General features: G+C 67.2%; 9 protein-coding genes and 1 riboswitch. Of the genes, 1 reads left to right on the forward strand and 8 read right to left on the reverse strand.

What is annotated here, in order from left to right; genetic code table 11:
* Window positions 1–142 precede the first annotated feature (142 nt).
* The 4 genes from ACIN94_RS24915 to ACIN94_RS24930 form a co-directional block, all read right to left on the reverse strand.
* Entirely contained in the window at window positions 143–2,647 is a 2,505-nt protein-coding gene (locus ACIN94_RS24915) for an ATP-dependent Clp protease ATP-binding subunit (RefSeq protein ID WP_400710409.1), read from the reverse strand.
* A 265-nt stretch (window positions 2,648–2,912) separates the two neighbouring features.
* On the reverse strand, window positions 2,913–3,245 hold the full coding sequence (locus tag ACIN94_RS24920; protein ID WP_400710412.1) for an Lsr2 family protein: 333 nt from the start codon (window positions 3,243–3,245) through the stop codon (window positions 2,913–2,915).
* Window positions 3,246–4,379: 1,134 nt separating this feature from the next.
* Window positions 4,380–5,615 (reverse strand): RDD family protein, encoded by a 1,236-nt coding sequence (locus tag ACIN94_RS24925; RefSeq protein WP_400710415.1) that lies wholly within the window; start codon window positions 5,613–5,615, stop codon window positions 4,380–4,382.
* Window positions 5,616–5,735: 120 nt separating this feature from the next.
* On the reverse strand, window positions 5,736–6,380 hold the full coding sequence (locus ACIN94_RS24930) for an amino-acid N-acetyltransferase (RefSeq protein WP_400710418.1): 645 nt from the start codon (window positions 6,378–6,380) through the stop codon (window positions 5,736–5,738).
* Window positions 6,381–6,719: 339 nt separating this feature from the next.
* Window positions 6,720–6,867, forward strand: a riboswitch (cyclic di-AMP (ydaO/yuaA leader).
* 5 nt (window positions 6,868–6,872) lie between these two features.
* Here ACIN94_RS24930 and ACIN94_RS24935 point away from each other — a divergent pair.
* Window positions 6,873–7,919 (forward strand): NlpC/P60 family protein, encoded by a 1,047-nt coding sequence (locus ACIN94_RS24935; RefSeq protein WP_400710421.1) that lies wholly within the window; start codon window positions 6,873–6,875, stop codon window positions 7,917–7,919.
* Window positions 7,920–7,934: 15 nt separating this feature from the next.
* Here the strand turns inward: ACIN94_RS24935 and ACIN94_RS24940 are convergent, their stop codons facing one another.
* From ACIN94_RS24940 to ACIN94_RS24955, 4 genes are all read right to left on the reverse strand, one after another.
* Window positions 7,935–8,183: a LuxR C-terminal-related transcriptional regulator gene (locus ACIN94_RS24940; RefSeq protein ID WP_081453369.1), complete on the reverse strand. Its 249-nt coding sequence runs from the start codon at window positions 8,181–8,183 to the stop codon at window positions 7,935–7,937.
* 672 nt (window positions 8,184–8,855) lie between these two features.
* Window positions 8,856–10,358 carry a bifunctional lysylphosphatidylglycerol synthetase/lysine--tRNA ligase LysX gene (gene lysX, locus ACIN94_RS24945; protein WP_400710425.1) on the reverse strand — a complete coding sequence of 501 codons (1,503 nt, stop codon included), beginning with the start codon at window positions 10,356–10,358 and terminating at the stop codon, window positions 8,856–8,858.
* A 24-nt stretch (window positions 10,359–10,382) separates the two neighbouring features.
* On the reverse strand, window positions 10,383–11,165 hold the full coding sequence (locus ACIN94_RS24950) for a type III pantothenate kinase (protein WP_400710428.1): 783 nt from the start codon (window positions 11,163–11,165) through the stop codon (window positions 10,383–10,385).
* The gene (locus ACIN94_RS24955; protein WP_400710431.1) at window positions 11,165–13,774 is read right to left on the reverse strand and encodes an L-aspartate oxidase; all 2,610 of its coding nucleotides are present in this window, start codon (window positions 13,772–13,774) and stop codon (window positions 11,165–11,167) included. The genes ACIN94_RS24950 and ACIN94_RS24955 overlap by 1 nt, the downstream gene beginning before the upstream one ends.
* Between the last annotated feature and the right edge of the window lie 43 nt (window positions 13,775–13,817).

Below are 13,817 nucleotides of genomic sequence, written 5' to 3' on the forward strand. Positions count from 1 at the left end.
GTTGATCATTTGAGTGAGGCTAAACCCGATTCACTCTACAGAGTGTAGTACTACTTGTGGTGGCGGTGCACCTTATTAGGTAACAAATGAGCAGACCCCGCCACGGATCTCTCCGTGGCGGGGTCTGTCTCTGCTGGTGGAATCAGTGCTGGATCGGCTCCGCGATGGCGGCCGCCGAGTCCGGAACCTGGTCCGGGCCGGCCTCACCGACGAAGACGAACTTCGCGTTGTCGCCCTCACCCTCGATGCTGATCTTGACGATCTGACCGGGACGGAGCTCGCCGTACAGAATCTTCTCCGACAGCGAGTCCTCCAGCTCACGCTGGATCGTGCGGCGGAGCGGGCGGGCGCCCATCACCGGGTCGTAGCCACGGTCGGCCAGCAGCTGCTTGGCCTCCTGCGTGACCTCCAGACCCATGTCGCGGTCCTTCAGACGCTCACCGACCTGCGCGAGCATCAGGTCCACGATCTTGATGATCTCCTTCGGCGTGAGCTGGTGGAAGACCACGATGTCGTCGACGCGGTTGAGGAACTCGGGCCGGAAGTGCTGCTTGAGCTCCTCCTGGACCTTGGACTTCATCCGGTCGTAGTTCGACTCGGTGTCGTTGGACTTCGCGAACCCGACCCCCTGCCCCTTGGAGATGTCCCGGGTGCCGAGGTTGGTCGTCATGATGATGACGGTGTTCTTGAAGTCCACCACCCGGCCCTGGGCGTCGGTCAGGCGACCGTCTTCCAGGATCTGCAGCAGTGAGTTGAAGATGTCCGGGTGCGCCTTCTCGATCTCGTCGAAGAGGACCACGGAGAACGGCTTGCGCCGCACCTTCTCGGTGAGCTGGCCGCCCTCCTCGTATCCGACGTAGCCGGGAGGGGAGCCGAAGAGCCGGGAGACGGTGTGCTTCTCCATGAACTCGGACATGTCCAGCATGATCAGCGCGTCCTCGTCCCCGAACAGGAACTCGGCCAGCGCCTTGGACAGCTCGGTCTTACCGACACCGGACGGGCCGGCGAAGATGAACGAACCGCCCGGACGGCGCGGGTCCTTCAGACCGGCGCGCGTGCGGCGGATCGAGCGGGACAGACCCTTGATGGCGTCGTCCTGGCCGATGATCCGCCTGTGCAGCTCGTCCTCCATGCGGAGCAGTCGCTGGGACTCCTCCTCGGTGAGCTTGAAGACCGGGATGCCGGTGGCCGTGGCGAGGACCTCGGCGATGAGCTCCTCGGTGACCTCGGCGACGACGTCCATGTCGCCGGCCTTCCACTCCTTCTCACGGCGTTCCCGCTTGAGCTGGAGCTGCTTCTCCTGGTCGCGCAGCGCTGCGGCCTTCTCGAAGTCCTGCGCGTCGATCGCGGACTCCTTGTCGCGCCGCACGTTTGCGATCTTCTCGTCGTACTCACGCAGGTCCGGCGGCGCGGTCATGCGGCGGATGCGCATGCGCGAGCCGGCCTCGTCGATGAGGTCGATCGCCTTGTCCGGCAGGAACCGGTCGCTGATGTAACGGTCGGCGAGCTGGGCGGCGGCCACCAGGGCGCCGTCGGTGATGGAGACCCGGTGGTGTGCCTCGTAACGGTCGCGCAGGCCCTTGAGGATCTCGATCGTGTGGCTGAGGCTGGGCTCGGCCACCTGGATCGGCTGGAAGCGGCGCTCGAGCGCGGCGTCCTTCTCCAGGTGCTTGCGGTATTCGTCGAGGGTGGTGGCACCGATGGTCTGCAGCTCGCCGCGGGCCAGCATCGGCTTGAGAATGCTGGCGGCGTCGATCGCGCCCTCGGCCGCGCCCGCGCCGACGAGCGTGTGGAGCTCGTCGATGAACAGGATGATGTCGCCGCGGGTGCGGATCTCCTTGAGGACCTTCTTCAGGCGCTCCTCGAAGTCACCGCGGTAGCGGGAGCCCGCCACCAGTGCGCCCAGGTCCAGGGTGTAGAGCTGCTTGTCCTTGAGGGTCTCCGGGACCTCGCCCTTGACGATCTTCTGGGACAGCCCCTCGACGACGGCGGTCTTGCCGACGCCCGGCTCACCCACCAGGACAGGGTTGTTCTTGGTCCTCCGGGAGAGGACCTGCATGACCCGCTCGATCTCCTTCTCACGGCCGATGACCGGGTCGAGCTTGCCCTCGCGAGCGGCCTGGGTCAGGTTGCGGCCGAACTGGTCCAGCACGAGCGAGGTCGACGGCGCGGCCTCCTGCGGACCTCCTGCGGCGGCTGGCTCCTTGCCCTGGTAGCCGTGGAGCAGCTGGATGACCTGCTGTCGCACGCGGTTGAGATCTGCGCCCAGCTTCACCAGCACCTGGGCGGCGACGCCCTCGCCCTCACGGATGAGGCCGAGCAGGATGTGCTCGGTGCCGATGTAGTTGTGACCCAGTTGCAAGGCTTCGCGGAGCGACAGCTCAAGGACCTTCTTGGCGCGCGGGGTGAACGGGATGTGCCCCGACGGCGCAGACTGTCCCTGGCCGATGATCTCCTCGACCTGCTGACGCACACCTTCAAGACTGATGCCGAGGCTCTCCAGAGCCTTGGCGGCAACGCCTTCACCTTCGTGGATCAGACCAAGAAGGATGTGCTCCGTACCGATGTAGTTGTGGTTGAGCATCCGGGCCTCTTCTTGGGCCAGGACGACAACCCGCCGTGCGCGGTCGGTGAACCTCTCGAACATCTCGTCGCTCCTCACAGAGCGGTAAGGCAGGTCCGGGAGATCCGGGCCCTGTCATCCCGCATGGTAGCCCCGACCCGGCGACCGCTCTATGCAGAAGACGTTCCCCGAGAGCAGGGCGTTCACCCTCCATCCAACTACTTACGGGGGGTGAGATGTTCCCGATACGCCGCAAGCGAACGACGTTTGTCGGCCGCTCAAACGCATCATGCGGTCATGGCCGCCACCGGACCCCACCGTGGCCGCCATAACCGCATGATTCAACGGTCTAGTGAGCCGCTTCGTACTGCTCGACGATCTTGGAGGCGATTCGACCGCGCTCACTGACATTGAGGCCGTGCGACTTCGCCCACGCCCGGATGTCAGCGCTCTTCTCTCTCGTCAGTGCCCGAGTGCCACCTGCACGGCGGCGTCGGGGGGTCAGCGCGCCGGAACGGCGAGCGCTCTGCACGAAAGGCGACAGGGAGTCGCGGAGCTTCTTCGCGTTTACGTCACTCAGGTCAATCTCATAGCTGGTGCCGTCAATCGCGAAGGCGACAGTCTCATTGGCCTCGCCCCCATCGAGGTCGTCGATGAGAATCTCCTGGATCTGCTTGGCCATCTACGCAATCCTTTCGCGGAGTATTGTTTCATTCGCTAGCTAAACATATACCCGCAATCGGAGAGCGGCAATTCCAGGAGCCCGGCGATTCTCGCCGGGCACCCGGGCCGAGAGTTGATCAGCTGTTCTCCGACTCAGCCCGGTCCCGCTGTTTTGCCGGGCGGAGGCCGGCGGCTTCACTGCGAAGAAGCTTGACCACTCCGTAGATGAAGGCCCCGCCGACGACCACTGGAGGTATCAACGCGGACAATACGTCGCTCATTCGTCCTCGCTCCGTACCTGGGGTGACTTTCTAGGGACCATGGAATTTTTGGCGGCGGCATCCCCGGCCGTGCCGGGAGCTCGCTGGATCACGTCGGATCCGCCCACCGATGACCATAGCGTCACCGGCGGGCGGTGGACGTCACGGGGGCGGCCATGTCGGCCGTTCACTACCTTAATGCTTCTCTCCAGCCGTCTTACCGGTTGCACTCCGTAAAGCCGGGCGGAAAAATCGACGGAGCGATCACATGATGATCAACTTTGTCCCCACCGGGTGAGAACGCCCTGCTGAAGAGCCGCCCGCTCCATCTGGCCGGTAGCTCGCGGTGCGACACCATCGTACGTAAGAAGGCGGGCCTTCATCGTTTTCTTACCAAGAGTACGTCCGTCTCCGGCATGCGGGACATAGTCGTACCCCGTATAACCACCAAACGCGCTCAGAGGCGTCAACAACCCCGGCAACACCATGGGATCCATCCCTGGATCGGCGGAAGGTCTTGGTGTACCGACCGGAAGCTCGGAAGATGACCGAGAAGAGGGGGAGAGAATCCCGCAGAGCGTCACGGGGACGGAGCCGCCGACAGTGCGGGTGGACCGGCACTTCCACCATTTGGCCGCCGGTACCGGAACTTCCGGCGGCGGCAAGTGACCGCTCATTGGTTACTCATAGGAGCCCGCGATCGGCGGATCAACGATCGGCCATGATTGTCGGCGCCGAGGCACGGGGAGGCGACCATAACCTTCCTCCCGGTGGCACGTATAGCTCCGCACTTCCCGCGCGCCGCGACGGAAGATCGTCACCGCGCCCGTTTTTCCACTCACACGTAAAAATCGGGGCCGGCGGTTCATCCCGCCAACCCCGATATTCACGGACTACTTGGTCTTGACGACGACCGTCCCGCCCAGCTTGTCGTGCAGAGCCTGCTGCAGAGGCTTGTCCCACAGCGGCCACAGCACGTTCACCAGCGAGAAGCCTCCCGCCACCAGGATGAGCAGCGTGCCGATGAGGATTCCCAGCAGGTTGCTGAACGCGTAGATGACGTAGGTACCGAACAGCACGAGGGCTCGCTTGGCCGCGCTCGTCATGTCGAGGCCCCCGGCCAGCTGGCCCCCCAGCGGGACGACCTTGATGCCCATGACCTGCTTGCCGACGCTGGTGCCGTTGCGCATCAGCATGAAGATCTCATAGCCGATGAGGGCCAGCCCCATGATGAGCCCGGAGACCAGCGTCTGCAGAGCGAAGTCACCAGTCGCGGTGAAGGTCTTGGCGTCGAACGACGGCGCGAACGGCAGCGAGACCAGGGAGCCCACGATGCCCGCGGGGACGCCCACGATCAGCCCGTCGAGGATGCGGGCCAGCAGGCGCTGCCACCACTCCGCGAGGGGGGCGGGGACGCCGGGGGGTGTCACGCCCTGCGGCGCGTAGCCCTGGCCGTAAGCGGGCTGCTGGCCGTAGGGCTGCTGCTGGCCGTAGTCAGGCTGACCGTAGGGGCCGGTCCCCGGCGGCTGCCCGTAGCCCGGCTGCTGGCCGTACGGCTGCTGCTGGCCGTAGTCAGGCTGACCGTAGGGACCGGTCCCCGGCGGCTGCCCGTAGCCCGGCTGCTGACCGTACGGCTGCTGCTGGCCATAACCCTGCTGCCCGTAGCCCTGCGGCTGCCCGTAACCGGGCTGCTGTCCGTAGGGAGGCTGCTCCTGAGCGGGCTGCCCGTAGGCGGGCTGCTGACCGTAACCGGGCTGCTGGCCGTACGGCTGCTGCTGACCGTGGTCGGGCTGACCGTAGGGGCCGGTCCCGGGCGGCTGACCGTAGCCCGGCTGCTGTCCGTAGGGAGACTGCTCCTGAGCGGGCTGCCCGTAGGCGGGCTGCTGACCGTACGGCTGCTGCTGGCCGTAGCCGGGCTGCCCGTAGTCCTGCGGTTGCCCGTAACCGGGCTGGGCCTGCCCCGGACCGGTGTGCGGCTGCGAGGTTTCCGCTCGGTATCCCACAATTGTCACGTCGGGATCAGGTTCGCCGGGGTCCCGGCCCGCGTTGTACTGCCCGTATTCCGGCTGTCCCGACGGGGTGCGATCGCGGTCGGGATCGTCCTGATACGGCGGTTGTCCGGGGCTCACCGCGTCACCTCACTTCGACTGCGCATGCGGCATCCGTAAGACTCACATGCTTGCTGGAGCACAAGGTATCGACATAGGTATCGACAGTCACCTTTCTTATTGGTAATCGTCGAGGTCATGTCAGCCGCGGTCCCGCGCCAGATGGAGCAGCATTCGCGTGTTTCCCAAGGTGTTCGGCTTGACGTGCTCCAGATCGAGGAACTCCGCCACACCCTCGTCATAGGAGGCGAGAAGTTCGGCGTAGACCTCCGGAGAGACGGGGGTGCCCTGAATCTCCTGGAATCCATACCGGGCGAAGAAGTCGACCTCGAAAGTGAGACAGAAGACCCGGCGCAGCCCGAGTTCGCCGGCGGTGCGGAGAAGTTCCGAGACGATCCGGTGGCCGATGCCCAGCCCTCGGCAGCCGGGGTCGACGGCGACGGTACGGATCTCCGCGAGGTCCTCCCAAAGCACGTGGAGCGCCCCGCAGCCGACGACGGTGCCCGCCTGTTCGGCCACCCAGAACTCCTGGACGTCCTCGTACAGGGTGACCGTGGCCTTCTCCAGGAGGCGCCGGCCGACTCCCCCGTAGGTGTCGACGAGCCGCCGGATGACGCGCACGTCCCGGGTGCGGGCACGCCGTACCACGATCGCGGCCGCGTCCGCCTCAGCGCCCGGCCGACCCCGCTCCGCATCCACGCTCTCGCCCCCGGCCTCCGTCCGCCGGCCCGCGGGTCCGGTGTCCTGCCCGGCCGGCGTGAGGGAATGCTCCGCAACCTGCTCCATGACCGATCAGCGTACGTCCTCGACGGTCGTGAATTACGGCCCACCCTTAACTCCAGACCCACATACACCAGATAACCCGCGGTAACTCAACGATCACATCGGGTCAATGATGCCGGCACCAGGCCGGCGCCCGCCTTTCGCGCGACCCCGGACCTGCGAAGACCTCCGCCCCGCGCGCCCCGAAAGGCTGATAAAACCAGGGTAATGCGCATGTTGATCATGAAGGTATGTGATCTTCCCGTGACATGTCAGTTGCGAAAGCTCTACCGAGTTTGTAGTTCTGGTTGAGCATGAACCTCCAATTGCACTAATGTCCCTCCTCGATGTCAGCGATGGTAAAGAGCTGACCCGCCGAATCCCCGATCCGGGGAACCGGGGACCCACCCTCACGTCCCTGGGGTGAATCCGGGGTGCTACCGGCACTCCGGTAGGGCTGTCTCCGGCCCGAACCCGTCAGCTAACCCGGTAGGCGGCCGAGAGAGGAGCCTGTTGGTGAAGCGCACGCGCAACCCGGAGGGAGAGCGCGGAGGCAGACATGCCCGCCGAGGACACGCCTCGCGTGGACGCACCTGCCGGATGGCGGTCATCGGACTGGCCTTCGCCTCCCTGACACTCGGCACCCCTCTGGTCACGGCCACCGCCGATCCGCAGCCCAGCCTCCAGGAGCGCGCCAAAGAGGTCGAGAAACTGCACGTCGAGATCGAAACGCTGACCGAGCAGTACAACGGCGGGCGGGTCAAGCTCAAGCAGGCTCAGCGCGCGGCCGAGGTCGCCAAGAAGATCCTCTCCGTCAGAGAGTCCGAGCTCGCGTCCCGGCGCACCAAGGCCTCCCTTCTGGCGCAGAGCGCCTACATGTCGGGGGGGCTGAGCTCCGCTCTTGTCTTCACCCAGTCGGCCGACCCCGACGCCTTCCTCGACCAGGCCACCACGAACTACGCCCTCCAGCAGCAGCAGAGCGAGGAGGTCGCCCAGGTCGCCCGGGCGATCAAGAGCGCCGAACGGGCGCAGGCCGGCGCCAAGGCCCGGACCAGCGAGGTCAGGCAACTCCTCGCGGAGATCGACACCAAGCGCACCAAGATCGAGCGGCTGGTCGCCAGGGTCGAGAGCAGCCTGTTCAGCGAGGTGCGCAGCCGGGTCAAGAGCGCCGCGGGCAGCCGGGTGAGGCTCAGCGTGCCGATCGTCGGCAGCGGCAAGGCCGCCGAGGCCGCCCGCTGGGCACTCACCCAGCAGCTCAAGCCGTATGTCTGGGGCGCCGAAGGCCCCAACTCCTTCGACTGCTCCGGCCTGGTCATGTGGGCCTACCAGAGGGTGGGCATCAGCCTGCCGCACTACACCGGGAACCAGTGGACGGCGGGCACCCACGTTTCCAGAGGCGAGTTGCGCCCCGGGGACCTGGTCTTCTTCTACAGCGACCTGCACCACGTCGGGATCTACATCGGCGCGGGCCTGATGGTCCATGCCCCCCGGACGGGTGACGTCATCCACATCGCCTCGATCGACAACCGCCCCTTCGCCGGCGGCGTGCGGATCGCCGACTGAGGCAGCCGGCCGGGTCTAGATCAGACGACGGCGGGCGGCCCAGGCCACGGCTTCGATCGCGGTGGCCACGCCGATGCGGTCGCAGATCCCGCGGAGCCTGCGCCGGACGGTCCGGCCACTGATGTCGAGACGACGCCCCACCCGGTCCACGGTGACGCCCTTGGCAAGTTCTGCCAGGAGCACGAGATCTTCGTCACTGAGACCGATCTCGCCCATGCCCAGGAGGCTGTCGCCACGACGGGAATCCACTTCCGGATATGCCATCTAGAGTCGCTCCCCCCGCACTGGAACTCAGGCGTGAGTATGTTGTTGGAATCAAGGCCGCCCGTCAGGAACGGTAAACGCCTTGTTCAAAGGTCGTCAAGTTCTCTTCTCCATAGAGGTGGCAAGCGCTATTGACATGGCGATCATCACATGAACTACTTGTGATATGTCAGCGTCTTGGCGGTTAAGTTGGAGTAGAGCCAAGACCCGCACCCGTCGCCACCCGCCGGCCGCTACGACCGGAGTCTTCGCAGAACAAGGTTTCGCCGGAGCCTCCGTCGACGAGACCGCCTCCAGGCAGGCCACCCGGTCGGCGCCGTCCACTCCCATTGCGCCGGGAAAGAGGCGCTCTCCCCCACACTCTCCGACGAGTAGATCGTCCACCCCTCTGATGGCGTCGGGAAAATCGCCTCTCAATGCGAGGAGGACAAGACCACCTTTTCAGTATTTGGGGAGTATCTGGTCGGTGTAGCCGATCATCCCCGATATGGGGCATGCAGAAAATGGAGTTTCTGCGCTACACGCCGACCCGGCCGGAATTGCTCGGCCGTCTGGCCCTCTGACCGTACGGGAGGAGCCGAGCCGCAGGCCCTCACGACGGCGGCGCCGGACACGGCCCTCTGGCCGCATCCGGCGCCGCCGGTGTGCGGAACGGTCACACTCCCGTCAGGCTCAGCCCGCCGGCTTGACCAGGGGGAACAGGATCGTCTCGCGGATGTTCTTACCGGTGAAGGCCATGACAAGCCGGTCCACGCCAAGACCCATACCGCCGGTGGGCGGCATCGCGTATTCCAGGGCGGTGAGGAAGTCCTCGTCAAGCTGCATGGCCTCGAGGTCGCCGCCCGCGGCGAGCAGGGACTGCTCGGTGAGACGGCGGCGCTGCTCGACCGGGTCGACCAGCTCCGAGTAGGCGGTGCCGAGCTCGGTGCCGAACCCGATCAGGTCCCACTTCTCGGTGAGGAGCGGGTTGTCCCGGTGCTGGCGGGTCAGCGGGGAGGTCTCCAGCGGGTAGTCCATGACGAACGTGGGCTGGATGAGAGTGTGCTCGACGAGCTCCTCGAAGATCTCCTGAACGAGCTTGCCCTGGCCCCACTTCGGGTCCCAGCGGATCTCGTGCGCGTCGGCGTGCTTGCGGACCTGCTCCAGCGGTGTCTCGGTGGTGATCTCCTCGCCCAGCGCCTCCGACACCGCCCCGTAGAGGGTGATCCTCGGCCACTCGGGCAGGCCCAGGTCGATCTCCTGGCCCTCGTGGGTCACCACGGAGTGGCCGAGCGCGGCCACGACCGCACGCTGGATCATCCGCTGGGTCAGGTCGGCCATGTCGTTGTAGTCGAGATACGTCCCGTAGGCCTCGAGCATGGTGAACTCGGGGTTGTGGGTGGCGTCCGCACCCTCGTTGCGGAAGTTGCGGTTGATCTCGAAGACCTTCTCGATGCCGCCCACCACGAGCCGCTTCAGGTAGAGCTCGATCGCGATGCGGAGGTAGAGCTCCATGCTGTAGGCGTTGATGTGGGTCTTGAACGGCCGGGCCGTCGCACCGCCGTGGATCCGCTGGAGCATCGGCGTCTCGACCTCGAGGTAGCCCTCGCCGTGCCAGAAGTCACGCATCGCCCGCACGACGGCGCTACGGGTGTAGGCCATCTCCCGTGCCTCGTCGTTGACGATGAGGTCGAGGTAACGCTGGCGGACACGCGCCTCGGGGTCGGTGAGCCCGGCGTGCTTCTCCGGCAGGGGGCGCAGGCACTTTGAAGTGATCGCCCAGCGGTCGGCGAGGATGGACAGCTCGCCCCGGCGGGAGGTGATGACCTCGCCCTCGATGCCGACGTGGTCACCGAGGTCGACGTCGCGCTTCCACGCGGCCAGGGACTCGTCGCCCACCTTGTCCAGGGAGATCATGATCTGGAGATCGGCGGAACCATCGCGGATGGTGGCGAAGCAGAGCTTGCCTCCGGTCCGGGAGAGCATGACCCGCCCAGTAACGCCCACTTTGTCGCCGGTCGCGGTGTCAGCGGTGAGATCGGCATATTTTTCACGGATCTCGGCGTTGGTCGCGGTGCGCGGGAAGTTCACCGGGTAGGGGTCGACGCCTTCGGAACGGAGGCGGTCGAGCTTCTCCCGGCGCACGCGCATCTGCTCGGGCAGATCCTCGGCTGGGTTCGTCACGTCATCGGTCACAGGGCAAGGTTACCGATGTCCGTGCTAGGCGGTGTTGCGGTGATAGATCAACCGGAGACCGATCAGCGTGAGCCACGGCTCGTGCACGTCGATCGAGCGCGCCTCGCTGACCACGAGCGGCGCCGCACTGCCGGTGGCGACGACGGTGACGTCGTCCGGGTCCTGGGCCAGCTCGGCCGCCATGCGCTCGACGATCCCGTCCACCTGACCGGCGAAACCGTAGATGATGCCCGACTGGAGCGCCTCGACAGTGTTCTTGGCGATCACCGAGCGCGGCCGGATCAGCTCCACCTTGTGGAGCTGCGCCCCGGCCGAGGCCAGCGCGTCCACCGAGATCTCGATGCCGGGAGCGGTCACCGCGCCGACGTACTCCCCCTTGGCGGAGACCGCGTCGAAGGAGGTCGCGGTGCCGAAGTCGACGATGATGCACGGCCCGCCGTACAGCTGGATGGCCGCCAGCGCGTTGACGATCCGGTCGCTGCCGACCTCCTTCGGGTTGTCCATCCTGACCGGCACCCCGGTGCGGATGCCGGGCTCGACGATCACCGCGGTGACGTCGCCGTAGTAGCGGCGGCACATCTCGCGCATCTCGTTGAGCACCGACGGCACCGTGGAGCAGAGCGCGATGCCGTCGACGTCGGTGCCCTTGAGCAGCGGCGACTGCCCGAGCAGTCCCTGCAGCACGACGGCTATCTCGTCGGCCGTGCGCCGGGCGTCGGTGGCGATCCGCCAGTGCTCGATGACCTCGTCGCCTTCGAACAGGCCGAGAACGGTGTGCGTGTTACCGACGTCGATGGCAAGCAGCATCAATTCCCCCGAAGGTCCAATGCGATGTCAAGGGCCGGCGCCGAGTGGGTGAGCGCCCCCACGGCAAGGTAGTCAACACCTGTTTCGGCCACGTCACGGGCCGATTCCAAGGTCAATCCCCCACTTGACTCCAGCCGCGCCCTGCCGTCCACCAGCCGTACGGCCAGCGCCAGCTCGTCCACGGTGAAATTATCCAGCAGGATCTCCTCGGCCCCCTCGGCGAGCACCGGCTCGATCTGGTCGATCCGGTCGACCTCCACCTCGATCGGCAGACCGGGGTAGGCATCCCGCACCGCACGGAACGCCTCGGCCACTCCACCCGCGGCCACCACGTGATTGTCCTTGATCAGCGCGGCGTCCGAAAGCGACATGCGGTGATTGACTCCGCCCCCGCACCGGACGGCGTACTTCTCCAGTGCCCGCAGCCCGGGCAGCGTCTTCCGGCTGTCCCTGATCCGCGCGCCCGTTCCCCGCACGGCCCGGACCCAGCGTTCGGTGAGGCTCGCGATGCCGGACAGGTGGGTGAGCAGGTTGAGCGCGGTCCGCTCGGCGGTCAGCAGGTCCCGCGTGGGACCGGTGACGGTCATCAGCACGTCGCCCCGCGCGACGTGCTCGCCGTCCTTGACCCGGCGCCCGACCGTGAGACGGCCCTCGCTCAGGTAGGAGAACACGCCCTCGGCGACGGCCAGCCCGCAGACCACCCCGTCCGCGCGGGCCACCACGTCGGCGGTGTCGGTCTGTCCCGCCGGGATGGTGGCGAGGCTGGTGACGTCACCCGGGGCCTGGACGTCTTCGTCCGCAGCGGCTCTGAAGAGCGCCGTCACCGCGGCCGGGTCGAGACCCGCCTCGATCAGGTCCGCCTCCACCTGGGGCGGCAGCACGGTCGTGCGCTGCCCGTGCGGCACGTACGTCATGGTCATTCCCTCCGCTGTCAGGGTCACATCGAGGTGGCCCAGCCACCACGCATCGTTCCGTTCGGGGAAGTCCTCACGCCAGTGTGACCCGCGGGTCTCCTCGCGATTACGTGCGGCCGCCACCAGCGCCGACGCGACCGTCAGCAGGTTGGTGGCCTCCCACGACTCGGTGCACGGCTCCACCGCCACCGGGGTCCACCGGGTGCTCACCAGGGCCTTGGCGACCTCGGTCAGGGACTCCTGGCTGCGCAGCACGCTCGCGCCCCGGCTCATGTGTCCCTGGATCCTGGGCCTGGCCCTGGGGTCGACCAGGCCGGTGGGCCGGTCGTCGGGCACCGGCTCACCGGATGCGGGCCGCACGCCGGCCGTGGCCACGCCTTTCCCACCCTCTCGCGGGTCCCGTTCCACGCCGGAACCCGTGGCACCGGCTCGCCGCTCCGCGTGGATGTCCTCGGCGATCCGCCCGGCGAAGACCAGACCCTCGAGCAGCGAGTTGGAGGCCAGCCGGTTGGCGCCGTGCACGCCCGTGCAGGCCACCTCGCCGCAGGCGTACAGGCCCGGCACGCTGGTACGGCCGTGCAGGTCGACGAGGACGCCGCCGCTGGCGTAGTGGGCTGCCGGGGCGACCGGGATGGGCTGGACGACCGGGTCGATGCCGTGTTCCAGGCAGACCGCGTGAATGGTCGGGAAGCGGGTGCGCCACTTCTCCTCGCCGAAGTGCCGGGCGTCGAGGTACATGTGGTCGGCACCGGTCTCACGCATCCGCCGCATGATCGCCTTTGCCACGACGTCGCGGGGCGCGAGGTCGGCGAGTTCGTGGACGTCCTTCATGAAGCGGGTGCCTTCGGCGTCGACCAGCACCGCGCCCTCGCCCCGGACCGCCTCGGAGATCAGCGGCTGCTGGCCGGTCGCCTCCTCACCGAGCCAGAGCACGGTCGGATGGAACTGGACGAACTCCAGGTCCCTGACCACGGCGCCGGCCCGCAGCGCCAGTGCCACCCCGTCGCCGGTGGAGACGACGGGGTTGGTGGTGGCGGCGTAGACCTGGCCCATGCCGCCGGTGGCCAGCACCACGGCCCCGGCCCTGACCGCTCCCACGCCGTCGCGTTCGCCCTCGCCCATGACGTGCAGGGTGACCCCCGCGGTCCGGCCGTCGGCGTCCTTGAGCAGGTCGAGCACGAGCGCGTGCTCGATCACCTCGATCGCCGACTCCCTGACGGCCTGGACGAGCGCCCGCTGCACCTCCGCCCCGGTGGCGTCGCCGCCCGCGTGCACGATGCGGTTGCGCCGGTGGCCGCCCTCGCGGGTGAGCTGGAGCTCGCCCGAGTCGTCGGTGTCGAACCGGGCGCCCATCGCGATCAGTCCGCGCAGCGCGGCGGGGCCCTCGGTCACCAGTACCCGGACGGCCTCTGAGTCGCAGAGCCCGACGCCCGCGATGAGGGTGTCGGACAGGTGCTCGGCGGGGGTGTCCTGCGGGTCGAGCACGGCGGCGATCCCGCCCTGCGCCCAGCGGGTGGACCCCGACGACAGCACGTCCTTGGTGACGACCAGGACCTTCGCCCGGGGGGCGAGACCGGCATACCGCAGCGCCAGGGTCAGCCCCGCGATACCGGAGCCCACCACGACCACGTCGGCCTCGACCGTCCAGCCCGGAGCGGGCGCGGTCAACCTCTGGGGAATGGCGGGGATCGCCATAACCGCCTCCTCGCGGGGGTGTTTAGCGGCTCTTCATTTCGTC

The organism is Streptosporangium sp. NPDC087985, from assembly GCF_044741965.1.
GTDB lineage: Bacteria > Actinomycetota > Actinomycetes > Streptosporangiales > Streptosporangiaceae > Streptosporangium.

Excerpts from the sequence above, each read along its gene's own strand:
- ACIN94_RS24915 (WP_400710409.1), bottom strand. The coding sequence starts at position 2,647 with ATGTTCGAGAGGTTCACCGACCGCGCACGGCGGGTTGTCGTCCTGGCC.
- ACIN94_RS24920 (WP_400710412.1), bottom strand. The coding sequence starts at position 3,245 with ATGGCCAAGCAGATCCAGGAGATTCTCATCGACGACCTCGATGGGGGC.
- ACIN94_RS24930 (WP_400710418.1), bottom strand. The coding sequence starts at position 6,380 with ATGGAGCAGGTTGCGGAGCATTCCCTCACGCCGGCCGGGCAGGACACC.
- ACIN94_RS24940 (WP_081453369.1), bottom strand. The coding sequence starts at position 8,183 with ATGGCATATCCGGAAGTGGATTCCCGTCGTGGCGACAGCCTCCTGGGC.
- ACIN94_RS24950 (WP_400710428.1), bottom strand. The coding sequence starts at position 11,165 with ATGCTGCTTGCCATCGACGTCGGTAACACGCACACCGTTCTCGGCCTG.
- ACIN94_RS24955 (WP_400710431.1), bottom strand. The coding sequence starts at position 13,774 with ATGGCGATCCCCGCCATTCCCCAGAGGTTGACCGCGCCCGCTCCGGGC.